Raw genomic sequence first — 25,328 nt, 5'->3', positions numbered from 1 at the left:
CAGAATAGGATGTTTAGGAAAAGGATGTCGGTGTGAAACCGTTACGTGTGTTGATTGTTGACGACTCTGCCACAATGCGGCGGCTCATTCGATCCATTCTTGAAGCAGACCGGCGTTTGGAAGTTGTTGCAGAAGCAGGCACCGCGCGTGAGGCGCGCGATGCGGTGAATGCGCATCGTCCGGATGTCATGACGCTCGATGTGGAAATGCCCAATATGAGCGGATTGGAATTTCTTCAAAGGGTGATGAAGCACCGACCGATGCCTGTTGTGATGGTGTCCACATTGACGCGCAAAGGGAGCGATGTTGCCGTTGAGGCCATGGCGCTTGGCGCTGTGGATTGTGTCGAGAAACCTAAGGTTGGAGCAGGGAGCGATAATTTTTCGAGATTGGCAGATACAGTCGCTTTAGCTGCGCGTGCGCAAGTTAGCCTGTCTCGCCCAGTTCGAAGCAAGACGATCCCGCAACAAAATAGACGGTTTCGACGTATCTGCATGATCGGGGGATCGACGGGTGCAGTTGATGCGATCGAGCGAATTCTACAACGTTTTCCTTCCGATTGCCCTCCGACGTTGATCACTCAGCATATGCCTGAACCCTTTCTTGTCAGTTTTGCCGCACGTCTGGATCCTTTGGTGCAGCCAAAGGTGTGTTTGGCGGAAGATGGCGCAGTTTTGCGGACAGGTCAGGTCATGATTGCACCTGGGGGAGAATACCATCTCAATGTGACCGGCAAAGCCGAGCTCAGGGTGAAGCTCCATCAAGGGCCGCATGTGTCCGGTCATCGTCCCTCTGTCGATTCCATGTTTTTATCGGCTGTAGGTCACGCGCCGAGAATTGTGGCCGGTATATTGACCGGGATGGGCGGAGACGGGGCAATCGGGATGAAAGCGCTTAGAGACGCGGGGGCAAAAACTCTGGGTCAAAGTCAGCAAACCTGCGTGGTTTTCGGTATGCCGCGCGTTGCTGCGGAAATGGGAGGCGTTGAGGAATGGGCGGATTTGGATCAGGTCGGTGACGCGCTTCTGCGGCTATGTGAGACGCCCGTGAAAATGAGGGCCACATGACAGCCATGCTCCAAAAACGCAGCGGAGGCATCCGGACCTATATCGCTCAAGGCGAATATGCGATCGCGGGTGTGGAAGAAGCCGTGATCTCGACCATTCTTGGCTCGTGTGTAGCAACCTGCCTTTGGGATCCCGTGGCGAAAATCGGTGGAATGAACCATTTCCTATTGCCCGAGGGGCCTTCCTCTCGCAGCGATGTGAGCTCTTTTGGCGCCAATGCCATGGAGCTTTTGATCAACGCGCTCATTCGTGCTGGCGCGGTGCGGGAACGTTTGCGAGCCAAAGTCTTTGGAGGAGCCGAAATGTACAAAGGTCTGACCAATGCGGGCAATCAAAACGGTCTGTTCGTTCTGTCCTATCTCAAGCGCGAGAATATTCCGTGTGATGGTAAAAGCCTTGGCGGCGGACAGGCGCGTCGCGTGGAATTTTTCCCGGCGCAGGGAAAAGCCCGTCAAAAGCTGGTGGAGGATCCGCATCTCATTGAAAGGCGTCCCGTGCCAGAAACGACAAGCGATCTTGAGTTGTTCTAAACTTTGCGGTGCGTGGTTCCGTGCTGACCCCGAATGCACCTGGGGCGGGTTCTGGCATTCCCTTTGATCCAATTTCGGACCTATTCAAGGCATTTCCTGTTTCGCTGTGATACTCGACGAACGAGATGCGGCCCCTTGGCGAAACGCAGTGAGCGCGGCAGAAATGAGATATGAAACTGATCGATTCCCTGCCGCTCTCAACCCTGGTCTTTGCGTCTTTGACCTTGGGTCTGGCACCTTTTGTTCCGGAACCTCATGTCTGGGAGAAGTTGAAACTGCTGTTCTCTGGCATGCTCGTTCAGCCCATAGATGTTTTTGATTTGGCGCTTCATGGGCTGCCTTGGCTGCTTTTGGGTCTGAAGATATGGCGGAAATTTGGCTCCGTTAAGGGCACTTCGAAAGGCTAGGGCTGCGATACACGGCATCCGGTATGGGAAAGCACCTTGTCTGATCAAATTCTTAGAAGATCGGAAAGGAACGCCCCGCGCGGGTATGAACCGCGCGAGGGAGGCAAAGCGGGATGGCTTTAACTCTCAGGCTTTCGAGACCGCGTCGAGGATACGCGCCCAGGAGCGGATGCCTTTGTGGAAATTCGTCAGGCCGTATTTCTCATTGGGCGAGTGGATACGGTCATCATCATCGGCATAGCCGACCAACATCGAATCCAGCCCCAAAATCGTAGTGAAGAAACCGGCAATCGGGATGGATCCGCCCATGCCCGCAAACACCGCCTCCCGGTCCCATTCGGCTGAGAGCGCCTGACGCGCGGCTTCGAATTCCGGGCGCGCGGTATTCATCACGGCGGCTGGAGAGCCGTCCAAGTCTTGGTTCCATGTGACTTTCGCGTCCGTCGGCAGGCGGCTTTCCACATGGGCGCGGAGGTTCTCGCGAATTGCATCCGGGTCTTGCGTGCCGACCAGACGACATGTGATTTTGCAATGCGCCTCGGACGGGATCACAGTTTTCGTGCCCGGTCCTTGGTAGCCACCCCACATGCCGTTGATTTCCAGTGTCGGGCGCGCCCATTGCTGTTCCAAGGTGGAATAGCCCACTTCGCCGTGAGCGACGGTCATGCCAACACCGGAGAGATACTCCTCCTCGTCAAAGCCGCAGCCCTTCCATTGTTCGAGGATATCGGCAGGGACCTCTGCGACGCCGTCATAGAAATCCTTGACCGTCACACGGCCCTGATCGTCATGGAAGCTTGCCACGATTTTTGAGATTTCGCGCAGCGGGTTGAGCGCCGGGCCGCCGTAGTGACCGGAGTGCAGGTCCATCGTGGGGCCGGTCAGGGTGAATTCGTCCTTCAACATGCCCCGAAGCTGTGAACAGATCGACGGCACGCCCGGTGCCACCATGGAGGTGTCGCAGATCAGCGCCAGATCGGCGGAAAGCTTGTCCTTATTGGCTTCCATAAATGGGATGAGCGAGGGCGAGCCACTTTCCTCTTCGCCTTCGAAGAAAAACGTGATGGTGCAGGGTAGGGAACCGTGCTCGGCAATCCAGGCGCGGCAGGCCTCGACGAAGGTCATGAGCTGACCTTTGTCGTCCGAGGCGCCGCGGCCGCGGATCACCTTGCCAGTCTCGCGCTCTTCGATAAAGGGTGCAAACGGGTCGTGATCCCACAGCGACAGCGGATCGACCGGCTGCACATCATAGTGCCCGTAGAACAAGAGATGCGGGCCACCGGAGCCGATTTTGCCATAGACCATCGGGTGGCCGGGGGTCTCGCAAAGCTCCGCGTCAGCTCCCAAAGATTGCAGATCGGCCACCAACCACTCGGCAGCTTTGAGGCAGTCGGCCTTATGCGCCGGGTCGGTGGAGATCGACGGAATGCGCAGCAAATCCATCAAGCGGTCGAGAGAGGCGTCGAGATCGGAATCGATGCGGGTCAGCACCGGGTCGAGACGGGTGTTCATTATAGGAAACCTTTGATCGTCTTAGGATGTTTTGTCGCAGCTTACGCCGATCACATCTGGTGTCCAGAGCGTCTTGCCGGGTTGACATAGATCATTCTGAAAGGGTTTTTAGTCATTCTAAAAGGGCAGGGCATTGTGCTCGTGATCACCGGCGTGATCTCATCCGGGCTCTTGCGAAAGGTGGTCTAGCCAAAAGGTATTATCTTGCGAATTGTGAATATGAGTCGCAATTTTCGTTTGATGTCGCTAAAAGAGGCAGACCTGAGACGCGCGAAAGGACAAAAAGTGGACTACACGGCGAAGCTTGACGAGGCGATCCAACGTTTGCACGACGAAGGCCGCTACCGTACCTTCATCGACATCGAGCGTAAGCGCGGGCAATTCCCCCACGCCACATGGACGCGCCCCGACGGCACAGAGCAACCCGTAACGGTCTGGTGCGGCAATGACTACCTCGGCATGGGGCAAAACCCGGTCGTGCTCGACGCCATGAAAGAGGCTGTCGACGCCACGGGCGCGGGCTCCGGCGGCACGCGCAACATCTCGGGCACTACGGTCTACCACAAACGTCTCGAGGCCGAGCTGGCTGATCTCCACGGCAAAGAAGCTGCGCTTGTGTTCTCTTCGGCTTATATTGCCAATGACGCCACGCTTTCGACGCTTCCGACGCTGTTTCCGGGGCTGATCATCTATTCCGACGAACTGAACCACGCTTCGATGATTGAGGGCATCCGTCGCAACGGTGGCGCCAAACGTATCTTCCGCCACAACGATCTCGACCACCTGCGCGAACTTCTGGCCGCTGACGATCCTGAAGCGCCGAAGCTGATTGCCTTTGAGTCTGTCTACTCCATGGATGGCGATTTCGGGCCGATCAAGGAACTTTGTGACATTGCCGACGAATTCAACGCCCTCACCTATCTCGACGAGGTGCATGCGGTTGGCATGTATGGCCCGCGCGGCGGCGGCGTGGCCGAACGCGACGGTCTGATGGGCCGTGTCGACATCATCAACGGCACGCTTGGCAAGGCCTTTGGTGTCTTCGGCGGTTACATCGCGGCAAGTGCGAAAATGTGCGACGCTGTGCGCTCTTACGCGCCGGGTTTCATCTTCACGACCTCGATCCCGCCGGCTGTCGCGGCGGGCGCTGCGGCCTCTATCGCGTTTCTCAAGGGCGAGGGCGGTGTCAAACTGCGCGAAGAGCATCAGACCCAGGCGAAAATCCTCAAGACGCGCCTAAAAGGTCTCGGCATGCCGATCACCGACAATGGGTCCCACATCGTGCCGCTGATCGTGGGCGATCCGAAACACACGAAATTGATGTCGGATATGATGCTGGAGCATTACGGTATCTACGTGCAGCCGGTGAATTTCCCGACCGTTCCGCGCGGCACCGAGCGTTTGCGGTTCACGCCGTCGCCGGTGCATGGGCCCAATGAAATGGATCATCTGATCAAGGCGCTGGACGCGCTCTGGAGCCACTGTGCGCTGAATCGTGCCGAAATGGCCGGGTGATACGCATAAGCCCTGTGCGCCCGGTTTGAGCATGTGGTAATACTGTTTCCAAGAGCTTAAGACGAATCGTTTAAAAGCTCATGGGGACAGAACCAACTTAGGGCGGCACACAGGCATGATGAGGCGGTGGAGCAAACCACCCGTCGAGGAGCAGGAACAACCTCGCGGGTTTGATGACTTCGAGTTGCGGCTCGGAGATGTCATGCGTGGTGAACGTGCAACCATTGGCAAATCCCTTTTGGACGTCCAGCGCGAGCTGAAGATCAAGGCGACTTACATCGCCGCGATCGAGAACGCCGATCCGTCCGTGTTTGAGACACAGGGCTTCATTGCTGGTTATGTCCGTTCCTATGCCCGTTATCTCGAGCTTGACCCGGATTGGGCGTTTGCGCGCTTTTGTCAGGAAAGCGGTTTTGCTGTGGCCCATGGCATGTCGCCGCAGGCCTCGACCAAGCGCAGCCCGGCAACCGCTCAAAAGCAATCTCCAGTCAAAGACCCCTTTGCCGATCCGAACGCGTCTTTCGTGCCGCGCGGTCAAGGGTTTATGACCCGTATCGAACCCGGTGCGCTTGGCTCCACGGCCGTGCTTCTCGCGCTCTTGGGCGTTATCGGCTACGGCGGTTGGTCAGTGTTGCAAGAGGTGCAAAAGGTGAAACTCGCGCCGGTCGACCAGACCCCTGGCATGATTTCCGAAGTGACGCCGCTTGACGCCGAGAACACCACGATCGCGTCCTTGGACGAAAGCGTCGGCCTCGCCACGCCGTCCGCCGAGGCGCTGGACCGCCTTTATCGTCCGCAGGCGCTTGATGTGCCTGTGCTGGTGCCGCGCGACGGTCCGATTGCAACGCTTGATCCGCGGACTGTCGGGGCCTTGACGGCTGAAAGCCAAGCCGAAGAGCGCGAAGACCGGTTGAACGATATGTCCAACCTGATCGCTCAGGCGGCGCTTTCCGAGGGTGACGACGCGCCGATTCAGGTGACGACAGAGGGCGCGCCGGAACTGGCTTTGGTCGCTGTTTTGCCGTCTTGGGTCCGAGTGCAGGCCGCAGATGGTTCCGTCTTGTTCGAGAAAATCCTTGACGCTGGTGAGCGCTATGTCGTTCCTGCGATGGACAAGGCGCCCGTGTTGCGCACGGGTAATGCCGGCGGCGTGTATTTCGCCGTGAACGGTCAGGCCTATGGTCCGGTCGGGGACTCCGGCTCCGTTGTGAAAAACGTGGCACTGTCCGTGGCCGATGTGTCCGACGCCTTCACGCCGGTTGATCTGGCCGCGAACACCTCCGTGGCGGAGCTGTTCCGAGTGGCGCAAAACACCGAATAAACCCACCCAGTAGAAATGCCTTGGGTAAATCGCATGTGATCCCATCACAGAACTCGTTTGGCGTAAGCGGGGTCTGACCGCTTGCCCCTCGCGCGTCGTCGGCCTATCTAGGTGACGACAGCGTTTCGCACCAAAGAGGCTCCCATGTCCCACAATCCCATCCGCCCTTGGCGCAACATAGACCGTCGTGTGAGCCGCAAGATTTGGGTCGGGAACGTGCCCGTTGGGGGTGACGCGCCGATTTCCGTGCAGACGATGACCAACACGCTGACACATGACGTGAAGGGCACGCTGGATCAGATCATCCGTGCCGCAGAGGCGGGGGCCGACATTGTTCGCGTTTCTGTGCCGGACAAGGAAAGCTCTGCGGCCTTGAAAGAAATCTGCCGCGAAAGCCCGGTCCCGATCGTTGCCGACATCCATTTTCATTACATGCGCGGCATCGAGGCCGCAGAGGCGGGCGCCGCTTGCCTTCGGATCAACCCCGGCAACATCGGCGATGAGGCGCGGGTCAAGGAAGTGCTCAAAGCCGCACGCGATCACAATTGTTCGATCCGTATCGGCGTGAACGCGGGCTCTCTGGAAAAGCATCTTTTGGAGAAATACGGCGAGCCGTGCCCCGACGCGATGGTCGAGAGCGGCATGGATCACATCAAAATCCTCGAAGATAACGATTTCCACAATTTCAAAATCTCGGTGAAGGCCTCTGACGTCTTCATGGCCTCCGCCGCCTATCAGCAATTGGCCGAAGCCACCGACGCACCGATCCACCTCGGCATCACTGAGGCAGGCGGGTTGATGTCTGGGACGATCAAATCCTCCATCGGTCTGGGCCAGCTTTTGTGGATGGGCATCGGCGACACCTTGCGCGTGTCTTTGTCCGCCGATCCGGTCGAAGAGGTCAAGGTTGGCTATGAGATTCTCAAATCTCTGGGGCTGCGCCACCGCGGTGTGAATATCATCTCCTGTCCATCTTGTGCGCGTCAGGGTTTTGACGTGATCAAAACAGTGGAGGAATTGGAGAAGCGCCTTGAGCATATCAAGACGCCGATGAGCCTTTCGATCATTGGCTGCGTGGTTAACGGGCCGGGCGAGGCGCTTATGACCGATGTGGGCTGGACCGGCGGTGGCGCAGGTCACGGCATGGTCTATCTGGGCGGCAAACAGGACCATAAAATGTCAAACGACCACATGGTCGAGCACATTGTGGAGCAGGTCGAAAAGAAGGCCGCCGAGATCGAGGCCGCCGCCGCTCAGGACGCGGCCGAATAAACGCGCAGCACTTTTCGTTTCCTTTGTGCTCCAAAGACTCAAAACCCCGCCGATAAGGCGGGGTTTGTTGTTTTAAACTCACCAGAAGGATCAGCGGTTCGCACGCACCTCGGCGACGATCTCCACCATGCTGTCGTAGGGCACATAGCCGCGCAGCATCTGGTCGCCCAAGACAAACCCCGGCGTGCCGGAAATCTGCAATTCCTGCGCAAGCTGGTGGTTCAAAGCCAGAATGCCTGTGACTTCATCGCTCTCCATTTCCGCGACCACCGCATCGGCGTCGATCTCGAGGCCATCGGCCAGACGGCGCAACATGCCTTCGGAAACATCGCCCCGTGCCTGCATCAGCGCTTCATGAAACTTGAGATAGGCCTCGTTGCCCGCGACCAGTTTCGTCGCCACGGCAAAGCGCGCGGCCAGAATGGAGGCCTCGCCCAGAATTGGGAATTCCTTGACGATCAGTTTGATATTGCCGTCTTTCTCCAACAGCGCATGCACGTCGGGATAGGCTTTTTTGCAATAGCCACAGCGATAGTCGGAAAATTCGACGAGCACGATGTCGCCGTCCGGGTTGCCAAAGACCGCATCGTTTTCGTCATTGTAGATCACTTCTGAATAGGCGGCGATCAGGTCGGCGTCATTCGCGACCTGGGCGTCGGCCTGACGTTGTTGATAGACCTCATAGGCCTCTTCCATGATCATCTCGGGGTTTTCCATGATGAAGGCCCGGACTTCGGCGCGAAACGCCTCACGTTCGGCATCCGTCATGTCGGTGATGTCAAAGGCCTGCGCGGCCATGGCCGTGGTGGCGGTCAAAAGGGCTGCTGCCCCAAAACGGGCACCGAAACGCGTAAATGGGCGCGCGAAGGCTTTGGCAAAATTCATCGGGTCTTTCTCCGTCTCAAACCTGTTCCTTCGCGTCTATCACATCTTTGTGCCGGGGCCACCCAACAGTTGCGTGACCCAAGGCCGAAGTCTCCTGAATATTGCGTGGCTGCACAGGCCTTATGCATCCACTTCGCCGCATTGCATTTCTTTCCTCTCGCTGGCATGGGGGAACGGAATTTCAGGACAGGAGCCTTCCCATGAAAACCTCTCAGCGATCCGTGGTCGATCCTTTTATCGTGATGGATGTGATGGAGGCGGCCCGCGCGGCCGAGGAGGCGGGGCGGCACATCATCCATATGGAGGTCGGCCAGCCCTCGACGGGCGCACCGGCCAAGGCCCGTGCGGCGCTCACGACCGCGATGGAGGAGGGGTCACTGGGCTACACCGTGGCGCTTGGTCTGCCGGAACTGCGCAAAGGGATCGCAGCGCTTTACAAGGATTGGTATGGCATCGATCTCGACTGGCGGCGGGTGGTCATCACCCCCGGCTCTTCGGGGGCGTTCATCCTTGCCTTTACCGCGCTCTTCGACGCGGGTGCCAAGGTCGGCATGGGCGAGCCGGGCTATCCGTCCTATCGTCAGATCCTGAGCGGGTTGGACATTACACCCGTGGGCATTCCGACAAAGATGGAGAACCGCCTGCAGCCCGTGCCAGACGAAATCCCCGACGGCATTGACGGCCTGATCGTGGCGTCCCCAGGCAACCCCTCTGGCACCATGCTTGGCCATGAAGATATGGGCGCGCTGATCAAGGCCTGTCACGACAAAGGGATCGCCTTTATCTCCGATGAGATTTACCACGGTATTCAATATGAGGGCCGCGCGGTCAGCGCGCTTGAGCTGTCCGATGATGTCTATGTCATCAATTCCTTTTCGAAATTCTTCTCGATGACGGGCTGGCGCGTTGGCTGGATGGTGGTGCCGGAAGATCATGTGCGTGTCATAGAACGCATTGCCCAGAACTTTTTCCTTTGCACGACCCATGCGTCGCAGGTCGTGGCGCTCGGCGCGCTTCAGACGCGGCAGGAATGTCAGGAGATGGTGGATGTTTACGCTGAGAACCGCCGGTTGATGCTTGAAGAACTGCCGAAGATCGGCTTCGACAAAATCGCGCCGCCGGACGGGGCGTTTTACATCTATGCCGATGTCTCTGAGCACACGGAAGACAGCAAGGCGTTTTGCGATGAAGTCCTCGCGGAAGCGGGTGTCGCCGTGACGCCGGGGCTGGATTTCGATCCGGTGCGGGGCGGGCAGACGCTTCGGTTCTCCTATGCGCGCTCGACCGAGGACATCCGCGAAGGTCTGGCGCGGCTCAAAAAGTTTATGGCCAATCGGTAACTCTTCGCTTCACGCTTTGGTTAGGGCTGCGTTCTCCCATAGGCAAAGGCATGCTTGCAGGGTAGGTTTTGGCGAAATGCTTCTTGAGGATATCATGGTCAAGCTTTTCCAACCGCTGGTTTTCGCCGCGTTTCTGGGCCTCTCTGCGGGCGTATCCGCCTCTGCGCAGAGCGGTCTGACGGCGCTTGCGCGGGCAGACAGCGCCGCTTCTGCGCTGGTCGATCAGGGCGACCGCGTCGAGATGATGCTGCGCCTGAGCCAGCCGGTGCCATTTCGTATATTCACCCTCGACGCGCCGCGCCGCATGGTCATTGATTTTGCCGAGGTCGATTGGACCGGCTTTGACACCGAGCAATTTGACACGGCCGAGGGCATCACCGGTCTGCGGGTGGGTGGCTTTGTGCCGGGCTGGTCCCGCATGGTGCTCGACCTCGCAGGGCCGTTTCGACTGGTGCATGCCGAGATGTCGCGCGACGACACAGGCGCGGTTCTGACGCTGACGCTCGATCCGACCGCCTCGGACGAATTTGCTTTGGGGGCCGGGACTCCGCCTGATGCCCAACTTGTCCGCCCCTCTGCCGAAGAGACGCCAAAAGCCGCGCCGCTGCGCAAAATTGGCGAGGGTCCGCTGCGTGTAGTGCTCGATCCCGGTCATGGCGGCATCGACCCGGGCGCCGAGCGGGATGGGGTCATCGAAAAAGAACTGACCCTGACCTTTGCCCGCGAGTTGCAGGATGTGCTCAACCGCGCGGGCGGGTTCGAGGTGTCGCTGACCCGCTCCGAAGATCTTTTTGTGCCATTGGAGACCCGATTGACACTGGCACGTGAGGCGGGGGCCGATGTGTTCCTGTCGATCCACGCCGATGCGATTGCCGAGGGCCGTGCCGAAGGGGCGACCATTTACACCCTCGCGGCGCGCGCCTCTGATACGGCGTCGCAAAAGCTTGCGGAACGGCATGATCGTTCGGATTTGCTCTCTGGTGTCGATCTGACCGGGCAGGATGATGTCATCGCCACAGTGCTTATGGACATGGCGCGCACGGAAACCACGCCGCGCACGGATCGTCTGGCAGATGCCTTGGTGGAACAGCTCGACGAGAGTGTCGGCATGCACAAACGTCCGCGGTTGGAGGCCGGGTTTTCGGTCTTGAAAGCGCCCGATATGCCTTCTGTTTTGATCGAGTTGGGATTCCTGTCGTCCGCCAAGGATCGCGCGAAGCTGGCGGATCAGGCGTGGCGCACCAAAGCCGCTTGGGCGATCCGCGATGCTTTGTCCGATTGGGAAGACGAGGAGCTTTCGCTTCAGGACAAGCTCCGCAAGTGAGGGCGGCCCTCGGTGGGCCTAAGGCCGCCTCCTGTAGCTCTTAGTGCGCCATCATATCCGCAGCGATTTGCTCTGGCGTCAGATCGACCGGGAAATAGGTCGGCCAGTTGGTGAGTTCTTCAAGCACAGCCGTCCGGTCGTTGCCCCAATAGAGGTGGTAGTGATCGGATTTCGAGGGGAAGATGCGGTGGTCGCTGAATTGGATGAACTGCGGCGCCGCGTCGTCGCCTGAGACCTTCTCAAAAACAAAGCGCACGCCACGGTTGCCGCGGGCGTAGGTCAGGATTTCATAGCCGTCGTCTTCGTACTCACCTGAGATCGCGCCGGCGGCCTGATGGAAGGTGACCGTGCTGCCCTCAATCTCGATGCGGTTCACATCGGTGGCGTAGCCTGCGGTGTAATAGGCGGTGTACTCCTCGACGGATTTGTCGCCGTGTTCGGCTTTATGTTCCATCACGGCGTCGAGTTTGCCCTCGGTCAAAAGCGGGTAAACGGATTGCCAGTCGCCGGCCCAGTCGGAAAGCGGACGGGGGGCGACTTGGCTGTCTTTGAAGTAGCCTTCATAGATTTTGTCGTCCTGGGCATGGTCATGATCGTGAGACTCGGCCTGTGCCTGAGATGTGATGGTCAGCGTGGCGGCAAGTGCGATTGCGAGGGATGTCTTTTGCATCGGGTCTTTCCTTTTTATTCCGTCTTGTGGGGATGTAGATATTCATGCCACACAAGTATTGTTATGAAATAACATAACGTATTGGACTTAGAAAAATGAGAAGGGATTAGCAAGCAGGAAAACGGCGGGCAGGGCGCCCGCCGGTCGGTTCACTCAAAGACTAGCTGTTCAGGAGGATTTGCGCGCCAACCACACGGAATGCCCGGTGCAGCCGGGGTCCTCGGGGGTAAAGGCGATCACTTCCATGCCTTCATTCGCCATCAATTGGCGGTATTCATCGGGCGCGAGCGAGGCGTGATAGACCGTCTCATGTTCGACATTGCCAATCGCTTCACCGGCCTCGGGCCCAGAGGTGAACAGCAAAACACCGCGCGGTGCGAGGTGTTTGGCGAAGGTCGTAAACATCGCGCGTTGATCCTCGGCCGAGAGGTGAAAGAAGCTGTCCCATGCGACCACCGCATCAAAGGTCTCGCCCAGATCCAGTTCGCGCATATCGGCACGGATGGCACGGGCGCGGGGCAGGTTTTGTTGAAACAGCGCGATCATGGCGGCGGCGCCATCGACGCCCGTCACTTCGCAGCGGCGATCAAAGAGATATTGCGCAATCGGCCGACCGGAGCCGCAGCCCAAATCAAGCACATGGCGTTTGCCATCGGTCTGCGGCGTATAGCCCAGCATCCGGTCAAGCCAGGGGCGCTCGAACAGGGTCTTGGACCGCGCAATGTCGAAAGCGCGGGCCTGGCGTTCATAGGTCGGAAGGATGTCTTCGGGTCTCATGTCTCGCACATAGGCGGGCCGCGCGCACAGGGCAAGCGGCTCTGTTCACAAGGGGTTCACGAGCGGCGTCTTTCTGCTCACATTTGCGCGTGATCCGGCCGCGGATGTTTTGACCAGGGCGTCCACGCTGTATAAGGAGAGGCAAGACCCGTGCGGCTCAGAAGCGAGTCAGCGCGGATTTAGTGGTGTGAAAGGCTCTTCAGTGCTCAGATTTATCTTCTCGTTTTTCGGCACAATCTTCTCGTGGATCACCACGGGGCTGTTTTTGCTGGCGCTGGTCGTTGGCGGCATCTTCTGGATGTATGGCCGCGATTTGCCCAATCACGAGGCTCTGGCTCAGTACCAACCGCCGACGATTTCGCGCATTTATTCCAACGAAGGCCGGATCATTGACGAGTTTGCCAAGGAACGTCGTCTCTACACACCGCCTGAAGAAATTCCCGATTTGGTGAAAAACGCCTTCATCTCGGCCGAGGATAAGAACTTTTACCACCACAAAGGCTATGACCTGCGCGGTATGGTCGCTGCGGCTCTGACGGCTGCGCAGGGCGGCCCTCTGCGTGGCGCGTCCACAATCACCCAGCAGGTGATGAAGAATTTCCTTTTGTCCTCCGAGCGGTCTGCGGAACGCAAGATCAAGGAATTGATCCTTGCCACGCGGTTGGAGCAAACCCTGACCAAGGACGAAATCCTCGGGCTCTATCTCAACGAAATCGACCTTGGCGTGCGCTCTTTCGGGGTGACCGCGGCGGCGCAAAGCTATTTCAACAAGACACTCTCTGAGCTGGCCCCTGAAGAGGCGGCTTTCCTCGCGATCCACCCGAAGGCGCCTTATTCCTACAACCCGGCAAAGAATTACGATGCGGCGCTTACGCGGCGCAACTTCGTGCTGCGCGAGATGTACGAGAATGGTTATCTGACGCAAGCGGCTTATGAGGCGGCGCGCGAGACGCCGATCAAGACGGTGCAGACCGGCGACTATCCGAGCTACCGTGAAAGCCTGCCGACCCGCGATTATTTCACCGATGAAATCCGCCGCCAGCTGTCGAAGAACTTCGGCGAAGAGGAATTCTTCGAAGGCGGGTTGTCGATCCGTGCCACCATGGATCCGGAGATGCAAACCAACGCGGCGCATGCCTTGCAGAAACGGCTCGAAGAGCTGGATCGCGGCATGGGGCAGTGGCGCGGCACCGGCAAGACGATCGATGCGGTCACTTTGGATGACGGCACATGGGAATCGGCATTGGCTGAGGTCCGTGTGGCACGTGACGTGACGCTTGATGGCAAATGGTACGTCGGCGCAGTGAGTGCGGTGGGCGACAGCGCCCTAACCGTGCTGGTCGAGGATGGCGTGGGCGAGGTGTCCGTGCCGCGCGACGACATCCAGTGGATGCGCGGGTCGTTCCGTGACAATTTTACCCGCGGCGACGTGGTCCACATCCGCCGCATGACGACGGGCGACAATGGCGAAGGTGATCTGATCCGCTGGTCGTTGCGCCAAGTGCCGGAAGTGCAGGGCGCGTTCATGGCGATGGACGTCAACACCGGCCGTGTTCTGGCGATGCAGGGCGGGTTCTCTTATCAGAACTCCGTGTTCAACCGAGCGACGCAGGCGACGCGTCAGCCGGGGTCGTCGTTCAAACCCTTTGTCTATGCCGCTGCCCTCGACAGTGGCTTTACGCCCGCGACCATCGTTGTCGACGCGCCGATCGAGATCAACACGCCGCAGGGTGTCTGGCGGCCTAAAAACGCATCACGTCAATTCTACGGCCCGACACCTCTCCGGACCGGGATCGAGCAATCGCGGAACCTGATGACCATTCGTCTCGCCCAAGAGGTCGGTATGGACACGGTGGCGCGTTATGCGGAACGCTTTGGTGTTTACGATCACATGGGTCAATATCTCGCCTCTTCTCTCGGCGCCGAGGAAACCACCGTGTTCAAGATGGTCTCCGCCTACGCCATGTTCGCCAATGGCGGCGAGCGCGTCGAGCCGACGCTTGTCGACCGGGTGCAGGACCGCTACGGGCGGACGATTTATCGTCACGACCAGCGGGTCTGCGAAGAATGTGAAGTTGCGTCTCTCGCCCCCGGCGTGGCGCCCAAGATCGTCTCGAACCGTGAACGCATGATCAACGCGATCACCGCCTATCAGCTGACCTCCATGATGCAGGGCGTGGTCCAGCGCGGCACGGCCGCCGGTCGGATCAACCTTCCTGTGCCGGTGGCGGGCAAGACGGGGACCACCAATGACGGCAAGGACGCATGGTTCATGGGCTTTACCTCGAACATCGTTGCGGGCTGTTACATCGGTTACGACACGCCGCGGGCGATGCGTGGCGCCTCGGGCGGTGGCTTCTGTGGGCCGGTGTTCAACGATTTCATGCAGGATGCCGTGAAGAAATACGGCGGCGGCAAGTTCAAAGTGCCCCCGGGTGGACATTTCATCAAGATCGACCGCTACACTGGTGCGCGCCTGAACGACAGCGCCTCGGGCCCCAACGTGGTGGCCGAATATTTCCGCGATGGCGAAGAGCCGATCTTTGGTCTGATGTATGACGGTGGTTTTGCCATGGGCGCGGACTTGCCGCTGTTCGAAGGTCAAACCAGTTCGTCGGGCGAGCGCGAGGTGCAAACCTCGACGGGCCGCACGATCAGGGTGCCGGAGAAGGCGACGATCAACTCGCTCTCGTCGGGCGGCTTGTACTAGGCCTCTACGTCAGAAGTTTTCCAAGACATGCTCCGCCGTCTTGCCCCTTGTGTCTTAGGGGTGAGACGCGTATCTCTCTGCAAACGTTTAAAAGACCGACAAGGTGACCTGCCGTGCGCGCTGAAATCCAGAATACCGTTGCGAAAATCGAGAAATCCGTGGCCCTGCTCAAACAGCGCATGGATTGGGAAACCGCGCCGCATCGTCTCGAAGAATTCAACGCGATGATCGAGGATCCGACGCTTTGGGATGATCCCGAACGCGCCCAGAAACTCATGCGCGATCGCCAGATGTTGATGGATGCGGTGAAAACTGCGACTTCCATCGAGCAGGACATGAAAGACAACATCGAACTCATCGAATTGGGTGAGATGGAAGAGGACGAAGAGGTCGTCACCGACGCCGAAGAAACGCTCAAGTCGTTGGCCGAAACCGCTGCTGCGAAAGAGCTTGAGGCGCTTTTGGACGGCGAGGCAGACTCCAATGACACCTTCCTCGAAATCAACGCGGGCGCGGGCGGCACGGAGGCCTGTGACTGGGCCTCGATGTTGCAGCGTATGTATGTGCGTTGGGCGGAGAAGAAAGGTTACACGGTCGAGCTTCAATCCGAAGAAGCGGGCTCCGAGGCTGGTATCAAATCCGTCTCCTATAAAATCTCTGGCCACAATGCCTACGGCTGGCTGAAATCCGAGAGCGGTGTGCACCGCCTTGTGCGCATTTCGCCTTTCGGCAAGGGCACGCGCGAGACGTCTTTCGCCTCGGTCTGGGTCTATCCGGTGGTCGATGACAACATCGAGATCGAAGTGAACCCCGCCGACATCCGCATCGACACCTATCGTTCCTCGGGCGCGGGCGGTCAGCACGTGAACACCACCGACTCCGCCGTGCGGATCACCCACGCGCCGACCGGCATCGTGGTGACCTCGTCTGAGAAGTCGCAGCACCAGAACCGCGACATCGCCATGAAAGCGCTGAAATCGCGGCTCTATCAGCTTGAGTTGGACCGTCGCAACGCGGCGATCAACGAGGCGCATGAAAGCAAGGGCTCGGCAGGCTGGGGCAACCAGATCCGGTCTTACGTGATGCAGCCCTATCAGATGGTCAAAGACCTGCGCACCAATTACGAGACCTCGGACACCCAAGGTGTGCTCGACGGGGATCTCGACAAATTCATGGCTGCGACGCTGGCGATGAATGTGGCGGGCAAATCGCGCGCCGATGCCCAAGGAGAATAAAGTGGGGGACTAGACTGGGTGAGCTATCATCTCAGTCTGTCAGCACATCCACTGCCGCTTCCCGATTTGGGGAAGCGGGAGAGCGTCCCTCTTGAAGTTTGAGCATGTGAAAGCTGATCCGCCAGAGGTGATAACTCACCCGGTGGAGCCAGCGCATGGCATCGAGCCGCAGTCCCATCTCCTCGGCAGTCAAACCGTGCATTGGCGTGCGTTCCATAGTGTGCAGGCGGAAACTTTCACGTTGATCTCGCATGAGGCGCCGCAACCGTTTGAAACGGCTCTCCGACGCGCTGAGGTCTTGGTCCAGATCACTTTTTGCCACACAGTTTGAGAGCACGCGGACGAGGCGGGTCAGGCGGCGATCCCGGGACAGAGCCGCGATGCGGGCATCTTGGGTGCATCGGAATTGCAATCGGCTGAGATGGTCGAGGATGTGCAGCGCCGTAGCGCGCTGTGCGGCACAACCGGGGTCTTCGGTTGGCGCAATCGCCTCGACATAGCTGCGCAGCTCTGTGATCGCCTCTCGCAAATGGTGCAATTCAGCGGTGTCCTCGCGTGTTACTTTTGAATTGAGAGAGCGATGAGCGAGAAAGTTGAAATGGGCGCGCACCACTGTGCCGAGCGCGGAGGTCACCGCGTCGAAAGCGAGTTTCGGATCTCGCAAAAGTTCCTTGCCCAAGGCCATCGTGAGAGCCGAGCCTTTGTCTCGCACAATCCAGGTGACGAAGCGCGCGAAGGGTGTTGCGAAGGGCAGGATCAAGATCACGCCGATGATGTTGAACCCGGTGTGAAAGGCCACCAGAGCAATCTGCGGATCGACGGAGACTGAGGGCAGGGCGATCAGCGCGCTGTAAGGGCTCAAAAGGAAAAACGCCATAATCGCGGTCAGGATGTTGTAGATCACATGCGACAGGCCGGTGCGCCGCGCGGCGGTCGAGCCACCCAAAGTGGCGAGAACGGCGGTTACCGTGGTGCCGACATCCATGCCGATGACCATGGCCATGGCTTGCGGCAGGTTGATCGCGCCCGCGCCAAGCACGGCCAGAGCCGTGGCCACGCCCGCACTTGATGACTGAGTGACAATGGTGATCGCCATCCCGATCCCGATGAGGGCGAGCCGCCCGAGGATGCTGTCCTGCGGGAAATCGGCGGGTGTCACCAGCCCCTCAAAGCTGTCGAGGCTTGTTTTCATGACCTCGATGCCAAGGAACAAAAGTGCGAAGCCTGCTACGGCGATCCCTGCGGATTTCAGTTTTGGCCCCCCGAACAGACGCGCCAGCGCGCCCAAAAAGACGAGCGGCAGAGTGATTTGACCAAGATCGAGTTTGAAGCCGAGGATCGCGGTGATCCAGCCGGTGGCGGTGGTGCCGATGTTGGCGCCGAAGATGATGCCGAGCGCTTGGGGAAAGGTCAGGAGGCCGGCGCTGACAAAGCCTACGGCGGTGACGGTTGTCGCACTTGAGGATTGGATCAATGCCGTGGTCGCCGCACCGGTCACGGCCCCGCTCAAAGGCGTGCGGGTAAATCGGGCCAAAGCGCGCCTGAGGGCTTGCCCGGCAAGCTCCCTGAGACCTTCGGTGAGCCAGATCATCCCGAAGAGGAACAATCCGACCCCGCCCAATGCGTTTACGATATCTGCAAACATAGGGGAACTATCCGCTTCTTTTTAAACCTGTTCAAGCGGCTGGTCGCAAAGGGACATGCGTCCAGTCACTCGGGTGAAAAGGTCGTGCGCCCAATATCTCGGGGCCTATGTGACAAACTCACCGACAGAGCCGTGCGGGTTCGGATAGGGTGTTTTTAAAGCAGGCAGACCTACATCATAAAGCCTGCATGAAATACGAAGGATACGCACATGATTGATCGGACCCTGATCCGGACCCTTCTTGGAGGGCAATGGACATGATTACGGAGATAACGCCCACGGAATTTACCCCCTTCGCCTCGCTCATCGGCGGGTTCCTGATCGGGGCCGCCGCTGTGCTTTTGATGGCGTTCCAAGGTCGCATTTTCGGCGCAACTGGCATCCTTGCTGGTTTTCTGAGCCCGGCGAACTCGTCCGATTGGGCGTGGCGCGCGGTGCTTTTGGCAGGCATGGCCACGGGGCCGCTGGTCTTCGCGCTTTTCACCGGCCATTTCCCGGCGGTCGAAGTGCCTGTCACCACGGGTGCCCTGATCCTTGGCGGGTTCATCGTCGGCATTGGTGTGAGCTACGGTTCGGGCTGCACCTCCGGTCACGGGGTTTGCGGCATGTCGCGCCTCTCGCCGCGCTCGATCGTGGCAACGCTGGCCTTCATGTTCTCAACCGCGGTGACCGTCTATGTCATCCGTCACGTTCTGGGAGGCGCATGATATGAAACTGATCCTGACCTATGTGATCGGCCTGATTTTCGGTCTCGGCATCTCCATGTCCGGCATGGCCAACCCGGCAAAAGTCTTCAATTTCTTTGACTTTTTCGGGGTTTGGGACCCGTCCCTGATGTTCGTCATGGGCGGTGCCGTGGTGGTGTCTTTCTTCGGCTACCGCTTCGTCTTTAAACGCTACGAGACACCGGCCTTTGAACCGAAATTCATCGTGCCGACCTCGCGCGTCATCGACGCGAAACTGGTGGGCGGCTCTTTGGTTTTCGGCGTTGGCTGGGGCATCGCGGGCTTTTGTCCGGGCGGCGCTTTGCCGGCCTTGGGCACGTTCAACCCGCAGGTCTGGGTATTCTTTGTCGCACTTGTGGCGGGCATCTTCGTGGCCAAATTTATGATGAAACAAACCGCAGCACGCGCTGCTCGGCGCGCTGCCTGATCCGGGCGCGCGTCAGACTTGAGAGGAGAAATCAAAATGGCTTCTAACTATCCCGTCGATCTGTCGGTCAAACCCGACGTCAAAGCGTTTTTCGATCCGGCCACCTGGACCATTTCCTATGTGGTGAAAGATCCGGCCTCTGACGCCTGCGCCATTGTGGACAGTGTCATGGACATCGACTACGCCGCCGGTCGCATTACCTACGAGTCCGCCGACGAGATCATCGCCTATGTCAAAGAGCAGGGGCTCAAAGTCGAATGGCTGATCGAGACCCATGTCCACGCCGACCACCTCTCTGCCGCGCCCTATATCCAAGACAAACTTGGCGGCAAAATCGGTATCGGCGAGCATATCGTCACGGTGCAGGAAACCTTTGGCAAGGTCTTTAACGAAGGCACCGAGTTCCAGCGTGACGGCTCGCAATTCGACCGTCTGTTCAAAGATGGCGACACCTACAGCGTTGGCTCGATGCAGTGCTTTGCAATGCACACGCCGGGCCACACGCCCGCTTGCATGGTGCATGTAATGGGCGACGCGACTTTCACCGGCGACACGCTGTTTATGCCTGATGGCGGCTCGGCGCGGGCCGATTTCCCGGGCGGTGACGCAGGCGTGCTCTACGACTCGATCCAGAAGGTGCTGGCTCTGCCGGACGACATGCGTCTCTTTATGTGTCACGACTACGGTCCGAACGGGCGCGACATCGCGTGGGAAACCACCGTGGGTGCCGAGAAGGAACACAACATCCACGTCGGCGGCGGCAAATCCAAAGAGGAATTCGTCAAATTCCGCGAGGAGCGTGACGCCCAACTGGCCATGCCGCGTCTGATTATTCCCTCTTTGCAGGTGAATATGCGCGCAGGCGAGTTGCCCCCGGCTGATCAAGATGGCAAGACATTCCTCAAAGTTCCGGTGAACGGCCTCTGATCGCATCTCTCAATGCGTGGGGCCAGACCGGTTCCACGCACAGGAGACGCGACAATGGAATTCAACAAGATCAACGATCAGATCACGGTCAGCGGCCAGATCACCCCCGATGAGGTGAGTATCCTCAAGGAAAAGGGCTTCAAGACGCTGATCTGCAATCGCCCGGACGTGGAGGTGGAGCCGGGGCTGGCGTCAGACGTTCTGGAACAGGCGGCGAAAGAGGCGGGGCTGAGCTTTGCCTATCTGCCGATTTTCCCCGGCCAGTTCACCGAGGAGCTGATTTCTGAGACTGCCCGGGCGCTGTCTGAGCTGCCCGCTCCGGTCTATGCCTATTGCCGCTCCGGCACCCGCTCGACCACCGCTTGGGCCCTGGCTCAATCCGGTCAGATGGAGCCGGAGACGATCATCAGTCAGGCCGCGGACGCGGGCTATGACATGACGGGTCTGAGACCCTATCTGGCGGGATAACAAGCCATTTTCGTGCCTGTCCCGTCAACCAAAACGGTTTTCGGGACATCTCGCCTGTGGGGGCGGTAGCGTCCCTAACATTGCGAGGAGACGCACGAATGGAGATCAAACGGATCACGGATGGCCTTTCCGTTTCAGGGCAGGTGCAGCCCGAAGACATGGCCAAACTCAAACGCCGCGGCTTTCGCGCGGTGGTTTGCAACCGCCCCGACGGCGAGGCCGCCGACCAGCCGACACACGAGGAAATGGCGCGCGCCGCTGAGGCCGAGGGCCTTGAGTTTCTCTACCTGCCGGTGACGCCGGGTATGGTGACCGAAGAAACCGCCACCGCATTTCGCCAGGCTCTGACGGAACTGCCGGGGCCGGTCTTCGGCTATTGCCGCACCGGCACGCGCACCACGACGCTCTGGTCGCTGGCGATGGCCAAGGAGAAATCCGTGGTCGATATTTTGGCAGCCACCAAGGCCGCAGGCTATGACATGACCGGCGTGGCGCGCCGCATCGCCAATGGCGGCGTGACGCCCACGGACTCTGTCGAAGATGCCAAACATGACGTGGTGATCGTCGGAGCGGGTGCTGCCGGTGTGGCCGTCGCGGCGTCTCTTAAGGCGCGCAAACCCGATCTCGATATCGCTATCATCGATCCGGCGGACATCCACTATTACCAACCCGGCTGGACCATGGTCGGCGCGGGCGTGTTCGAGCCCTCCACCACGGCGAAAACCATGGGGTCGCTCATTCCGCGCGGGGTGCATTGGCTCAAATCCGCAGTCGCGGCTTTTGAACCCAAGAACAACGCGGTGATCCTCGACGGTTGCCGGGTGGTGAAATACGATCGGCTGATCGTCTGTCCGGGGCTAAAACTTGATTGGGACAAGGTCGAAGGCCTCGTGGAAACGCTCGGCAAGAACGGCGTTACGTCGAATTATCGCTACGATCTGGCACCTTACACTTGGGAGTTGGTCAAGGGGTTGAAAGGCGGCAAGGCCGTTTTTACCCAGCCGCCGATGCCGATCAAATGCGCTGGAGCGCCGCAAAAGGCGATGTATCTTTCTGCGAATACTTGGGAAGAGGCCGGAGTTCTCGGCAACATCGACATCCAGTTCATGAATGCGGGCGGCGTGCTCTTTGGCGTCAAGGATTACGTCCCGGCGCTCGAGACCTATGTTGAACGCTACGGCGCCAATCTGAACTTCTTCCATAACCTGAAATCCATCGACGGGCCGGCCAAGAAAGCCACCTTCACGGTCGCGAAACCCGACAGCGAGCCTTCCGAGGTGACCATCGATTTCGACATGATCCATGTTTGCCCGCCGCAAAGCGCGCCGGATTTCATCAAGGTCTCGCCGCTCTCCGATGCCGCCGGGTGGGTCGATGTGGATCAGGTGACACTCCGCCACAAGGAGTTCGACAACATCTGGTCACTGGGCGACGTGATGAACGCGCCCAACGCCAAAACTGCCGCCGCCGCCCGGATGCAGGCGCCGATTGTGGCCGAAAACGTCGCTGCCGACATCGACGGCAAAGGGCCGCAGGCGGGGTATAATGGCTACGGCTCCTGTCCGCTGACGGTCGAGAAAGGCAAGATCGTTCTCGCGGAATTTGGCTATGGCGGTGTGCTTTTGCCGTCCTTCCCGAAATGGGTGCTCGACGGCACGAAACCGACCCGCAAGGCCTGGTGGCTTAAGGAGCAGATCCTGCCGCCTATCTATTGGAAGGCCATGCTGCGCGGCAAGGAATGGATGATCAAACCCGAGAAAGTCTCGGCAAAATAAAGAGTTGGGGCGGCTTTTTGATCCGTCCCTCTTTTCCCGCAAGACCAGAAAGGACACTCGCCCGTGTCGTCAAAACTGTCGTTCGATCCGCGCCTCTTAAAGCGCTACCTCCCCATCCTCGACTGGGGTTCGAAATACAACGCCAACGCCTTCGCCAATGACGGCGTCGCGGCGATCATCGTGACCATCATGCTGATCCCGCAATCCTTGGCCTATGCGCTCTTGGCGGGCTTGCCGCCCGAGGCGGGGCTTTATGCCTCCATCGTGCCGATCATGCTCTACACGGTGTTCGGCACCTCACGCGCTTTGGCCGTCGGTCCGGTCGCCGTGGTCTCTCTGATGACCGCCGCCGCTGTTGGGCAGGTGGCCGACCAAGGCACGGCGGGCTATGCCACCGCCGCCATAACGCTGGCCTTTATGTCGGGGGCGATGTTGGTGACGTTGGGGGTGTTCCGACTGGGCTTTCTGGCGAATTTCCTGTCCCACCCGGTCATCGCTGGCTTCATCACTGCCTCGGGCATCCTGATCGCCGCCTCGCAACTCAAACACATATTGGGCGTCAGCGCGGGCGGGCATACGCTCTTGCATCTTCTGGAGAGCCTCTGGACCCATCTGTCCGAGATGAACTTCATCACCTTGGTGATTGGGGTGCTGGCCACCGCCTTTCTCTTCTGGGTGCGCAAGGGCTTGAAGCCTCTGTTGAAGAAACTCGGCCTCGGTCCGCGCCTCGCAGACGTGGCGACCAAAGCGGGTCCTGTCGCAGCGGTCTTCGTCACCACGCTTGTGGTCGGCGTCTTCCGCCTCGATGAACATGGCGTGCGCATCGTTGGCCAAGTGCCGCAAAGCCTGCCGCCATTCACTTGGCCGATCAGCTCTCTAGCGCTGCTTAAACAACTTTTCGTCCCCGCGCTTTTGATTTCGATCATCGGTTTCGTGGAATCCATCTCGGTCGCCCAAACCTTGGCCGCCAAGAAACGTCAGCGCGTCGACCCGGATCAGGAATTGATCGGTCTGGGTGCCGCCAACCTCGGCGCGGCGTTCACCGGTGGTTTTCCGGTCACGGGCGGGTTCTCGCGCTCTGTCGTGAACTTTGATGCGGGCGCCGAGACGCCTGCCGCTGGCGCCTTCACCGCCGTCGGCCTCGCCATCGCTGCGCTGTTTTTGACCCCGCTGATTTACTTCTTGCCGCAGGCCACATTGGCCGCGACCATCATTGTCGCCGTGCTCTCGCTGGTGGATTTCAAAATCCTAAAGACCACTTGGGACTACTCGAAAGCCGATTTCACCGCCGTGATGGCAACCATCGTTCTGACACTGGTCTCAGGTGTAGAGGTGGGTGTGTCTGCGGGGGTGATCCTGTCGATCGCGCTGCATCTCTATAAGACCTCGAAACCGCATATTGCAGAAGTCGGCCTTGTTCCGGGCACCGAGCATTTCCGCAACATCAACCGGCATGACGTGTTGACGACCCCTGAGGTGGTGACGATCCGGGTCGATGAGAGCCTGTACTTTGCCAATGCGCGGTTCCTTGAGGACTATATCCTCGACCGGGTTGCTGGCGATGAAGCGCTCAAACATATCGTGCTGATGTGTCCTGCGGTCAACGAGATCGACACCTCGGCCTTGGAGGCGCTCGAAGAGATTAACCAGCGTCTGGCGGACGGCGGCATTCAGCTGCATCTCTCGGAGGTCAAAGGCCCGGTGATGGATCGTTTGCAGAAATCGCATTTCCTGCATGATCTGACGGGGCAGGTTTTCCTGAGCCAATTCGCGGCGATGAAGGCTTTAGGTGATGTGACGTCTCCGACGCCTGCTAGCGACGCGGCCTAAAGAGAGAACGCCCTCCCAAATCGGGAGGGCGATTTTTCATTCGGCAGGCTGCACCTTGGCCACGATCACAGGGCGCGATTGCGCATATTGACCCAGCCAAACCGCGAAGAATACCAGCGCCATGCCGAGGCTTTGCAGAAGCGACAGGCTTTCGCCGGCAAAGATGAGCCCCAAAGCCACCGCCGTCACCGGGCTCAGAAAGCCCAGAGGCGCGACTGTCGCTGGACCGAGGCGCGTAATGCCACGGAAGAAGAAATAATAGGTCAAAGCCCCGCCGATCAGCCCGAGATAGGCGATGCCCGCCATGTTCGTCGCGGTGAAAGTAGGCGTCGGCGGGTCAAGCCAGATCGCCAGCGGTACAAGCAACAGCCCGCCCGCCACCAACTGCCACGCCGTGAAGGTCAGGGGCGGCACGGGGGGCGTCCATTTGCGGCTCAAGACGGTGCCAAGCGCCATGGAGACCGCGCCTCCGAAGGCGGCCAGAAGGCCAAAGCCATCAAGCTGCGCCGTGGGGGAGAGCACCAGCGCGCCCACGCCCGCAACGCCGATCAGTCCGGCGAGCACCGCAAGTGGGCGTATCGGAGTGCGAAGGAGCACTCTGGAAAGCCCCAGAATGATCAGCATCTGTGTCGCGCCTAAGGTCGCTGCGACCCCGCCGGGCAGGCGATAGGCGGCGACGAAGAGGCAGATCCAGAACAGGGTGAAATTCAGTGCGCCGAGCAGCAGAAGTTTCGGCACCCAAGTGAGAGGCGGCAGTTGTCGCAGGATCACCAAAAGCAAAATTCCGGCGGGTAGCGCGCGCAACAGCGCGATGGTGACGGGGATGCCTTCGGGCAGAAAACGCGTGGTGACGAGGTAGCTCGAGCCCCATATGGCAGGGGCGAGAGCCGTCAGGATGAGGTCCGTTGTGCGGGATGTCGTTCGGGGCATAGTTGGTTTCTCCATTTATCTTGACGTCAAGATATT

At 59.2% G+C, this 25,328-nt stretch carries 22 protein-coding genes; 16 read left to right on the top strand and 6 right to left on the bottom strand.

What is annotated here, in order from left to right:
• The first annotated feature begins 32 nt into the window (after positions 1-32).
• The 3 genes from J5Y17_RS06260 to J5Y17_RS06250 all read left to right on the top strand — a co-directional run bounded on the left by J5Y17_RS06260 (position 33) and on the right by J5Y17_RS06250 (position 2,004).
• Entirely contained in the window at positions 33-1,067 is a 1,035-nt protein-coding gene (locus J5Y17_RS06260) for a chemotaxis response regulator protein-glutamate methylesterase (protein WP_219784370.1), read from the top strand.
• Positions 1,064-1,597 (top strand): chemotaxis protein CheD, encoded by a 534-nt coding sequence (locus J5Y17_RS06255; protein ID WP_219784369.1) that lies wholly within the window; start codon positions 1,064-1,066, stop codon positions 1,595-1,597. Before J5Y17_RS06260 ends, J5Y17_RS06255 begins: the two co-directional genes overlap by 4 nt.
• A gap of 170 nt (positions 1,598-1,767) precedes the next feature.
• A complete protein-coding gene (locus J5Y17_RS06250; protein WP_219784368.1) occupies positions 1,768-2,004 on the top strand; it encodes an RND transporter in 237 nt (78 codons plus the stop codon).
• Positions 2,005-2,130: 126 nt separating this feature from the next.
• Here J5Y17_RS06250 and J5Y17_RS06245 read toward each other — a convergent pair whose 3' ends face one another.
• Positions 2,131-3,516, bottom strand: a complete 1,386-nt coding sequence (locus J5Y17_RS06245) for a dipeptidase (protein WP_219784367.1) — start codon at positions 3,514-3,516, stop codon at positions 2,131-2,133.
• A 285-nt stretch (positions 3,517-3,801) separates the two neighbouring features.
• On the opposite strand from J5Y17_RS06245, the gene hemA reads away from it, so the two are divergent.
• The 3 genes from hemA (at position 3,802) to ispG (ending at position 7,624) form a co-directional block, all read left to right on the top strand.
• The gene (hemA, locus tag J5Y17_RS06240) at positions 3,802-5,031 is read left to right on the top strand and encodes a 5-aminolevulinate synthase (RefSeq protein WP_219784366.1); all 1,230 of its coding nucleotides are present in this window, start codon (positions 3,802-3,804) and stop codon (positions 5,029-5,031) included.
• 115 nt (positions 5,032-5,146) lie between these two features.
• Complete coding sequence (locus tag J5Y17_RS06235) at positions 5,147-6,352, top strand: helix-turn-helix domain-containing protein (protein WP_219784365.1); 1,206 nt, start codon at positions 5,147-5,149, stop codon at positions 6,350-6,352.
• A gap of 144 nt (positions 6,353-6,496) precedes the next feature.
• Positions 6,497-7,624: a flavodoxin-dependent (E)-4-hydroxy-3-methylbut-2-enyl-diphosphate synthase gene (gene ispG, locus J5Y17_RS06230; protein WP_219784364.1), complete on the top strand. Its 1,128-nt coding sequence runs from the start codon at positions 6,497-6,499 to the stop codon at positions 7,622-7,624.
• 90 nt (positions 7,625-7,714) lie between these two features.
• On the opposite strand, the gene J5Y17_RS06225 is transcribed toward ispG, so the two are convergent.
• Complete coding sequence (locus J5Y17_RS06225; protein WP_219784363.1) at positions 7,715-8,509, bottom strand: DsbA family protein; 795 nt, start codon at positions 8,507-8,509, stop codon at positions 7,715-7,717.
• Positions 8,510-8,709: 200 nt separating this feature from the next.
• Here J5Y17_RS06225 and J5Y17_RS06220 point away from each other — a divergent pair, with 200 nt between their 5' ends.
• Complete coding sequence (locus tag J5Y17_RS06220) at positions 8,710-9,849, top strand: pyridoxal phosphate-dependent aminotransferase (RefSeq protein WP_219784362.1); 1,140 nt, start codon at positions 8,710-8,712, stop codon at positions 9,847-9,849.
• Positions 9,850-9,943: 94 nt separating this feature from the next.
• Positions 9,944-11,173, top strand: a complete 1,230-nt coding sequence (locus J5Y17_RS06215) for an N-acetylmuramoyl-L-alanine amidase (protein ID WP_255571907.1) — start codon at positions 9,944-9,946, stop codon at positions 11,171-11,173.
• A 40-nt stretch (positions 11,174-11,213) separates the two neighbouring features.
• Here J5Y17_RS06215 and J5Y17_RS06210 read toward each other — a convergent pair whose 3' ends face one another.
• Positions 11,214-11,843 carry a metal-binding protein ZinT gene (locus J5Y17_RS06210; protein ID WP_219784360.1) on the bottom strand — a complete coding sequence of 210 codons (630 nt, stop codon included), beginning with the start codon at positions 11,841-11,843 and terminating at the stop codon, positions 11,214-11,216.
• 168 nt (positions 11,844-12,011) lie between these two features.
• The gene (locus tag J5Y17_RS06205; protein ID WP_219784359.1) at positions 12,012-12,620 is read right to left on the bottom strand and encodes a class I SAM-dependent methyltransferase; all 609 of its coding nucleotides are present in this window, start codon (positions 12,618-12,620) and stop codon (positions 12,012-12,014) included.
• A 202-nt stretch (positions 12,621-12,822) separates the two neighbouring features.
• Between J5Y17_RS06205 and J5Y17_RS06200 the strand changes: the two genes are divergently transcribed.
• A complete protein-coding gene (locus J5Y17_RS06200; protein WP_219784358.1) occupies positions 12,823-15,330 on the top strand; it encodes a PBP1A family penicillin-binding protein in 2,508 nt (835 codons plus the stop codon).
• Between the two features lie 113 nt (positions 15,331-15,443).
• Positions 15,444-16,565, top strand: a complete 1,122-nt coding sequence (gene prfB / locus J5Y17_RS06195; protein WP_219784357.1) for a peptide chain release factor 2 — start codon at positions 15,444-15,446, stop codon at positions 16,563-16,565.
• A gap of 31 nt (positions 16,566-16,596) precedes the next feature.
• Here prfB and J5Y17_RS06190 read toward each other — a convergent pair whose 3' ends face one another.
• Positions 16,597-18,210, bottom strand: coding sequence for a Na/Pi cotransporter family protein (locus tag J5Y17_RS06190; protein WP_219784356.1), 1,614 nt, complete (start codon positions 18,208-18,210; stop codon positions 16,597-16,599).
• 257 nt (positions 18,211-18,467) lie between these two features.
• Between J5Y17_RS06190 and J5Y17_RS06185 the strand changes: the two genes are divergently transcribed.
• From J5Y17_RS06185 to J5Y17_RS06160, 6 genes are all read left to right on the top strand, one after another.
• Entirely contained in the window at positions 18,468-18,917 is a 450-nt protein-coding gene (locus tag J5Y17_RS06185; RefSeq protein ID WP_219784355.1) for a YeeE/YedE family protein, read from the top strand.
• Between the two features lies 1 nt (position 18,918).
• On the top strand, positions 18,919-19,362 hold the full coding sequence (locus J5Y17_RS06180; protein ID WP_219784354.1) for a DUF6691 family protein: 444 nt from the start codon (positions 18,919-18,921) through the stop codon (positions 19,360-19,362).
• 36 nt (positions 19,363-19,398) lie between these two features.
• Positions 19,399-20,289, top strand: a complete 891-nt coding sequence (locus tag J5Y17_RS06175) for an MBL fold metallo-hydrolase (protein ID WP_219784353.1) — start codon at positions 19,399-19,401, stop codon at positions 20,287-20,289.
• Positions 20,290-20,343: 54 nt separating this feature from the next.
• Complete coding sequence (locus J5Y17_RS06170) at positions 20,344-20,757, top strand: TIGR01244 family sulfur transferase (RefSeq protein ID WP_219784352.1); 414 nt, start codon at positions 20,344-20,346, stop codon at positions 20,755-20,757.
• A 98-nt stretch (positions 20,758-20,855) separates the two neighbouring features.
• On the top strand, positions 20,856-22,532 hold the full coding sequence (locus J5Y17_RS06165) for a bifunctional protein tyrosine phosphatase family protein/NAD(P)/FAD-dependent oxidoreductase (RefSeq protein ID WP_219784351.1): 1,677 nt from the start codon (positions 20,856-20,858) through the stop codon (positions 22,530-22,532).
• 63 nt (positions 22,533-22,595) lie between these two features.
• A complete protein-coding gene (locus tag J5Y17_RS06160; protein WP_219784350.1) occupies positions 22,596-24,362 on the top strand; it encodes a sulfate permease in 1,767 nt (588 codons plus the stop codon).
• 36 nt (positions 24,363-24,398) lie between these two features.
• Here the strand turns inward: J5Y17_RS06160 and J5Y17_RS06155 are convergent, their stop codons facing one another.
• The gene (locus J5Y17_RS06155; protein WP_219784349.1) at positions 24,399-25,292 is read right to left on the bottom strand and encodes a DMT family transporter; all 894 of its coding nucleotides are present in this window, start codon (positions 25,290-25,292) and stop codon (positions 24,399-24,401) included.
• Positions 25,293-25,328: the final 36 nt, after the last annotated feature.

Origin of the sequence: Celeribacter sp. PS-C1 (genome assembly GCF_019429625.1) — a bacterium.
In the GTDB taxonomy this organism is placed as follows: domain Bacteria; phylum Pseudomonadota; class Alphaproteobacteria; order Rhodobacterales; family Rhodobacteraceae; genus Celeribacter.
The sequence above is the reverse complement of the archived record's forward strand: the minus strand, read 5'-3'. Positions and strand labels throughout refer to the sequence as shown.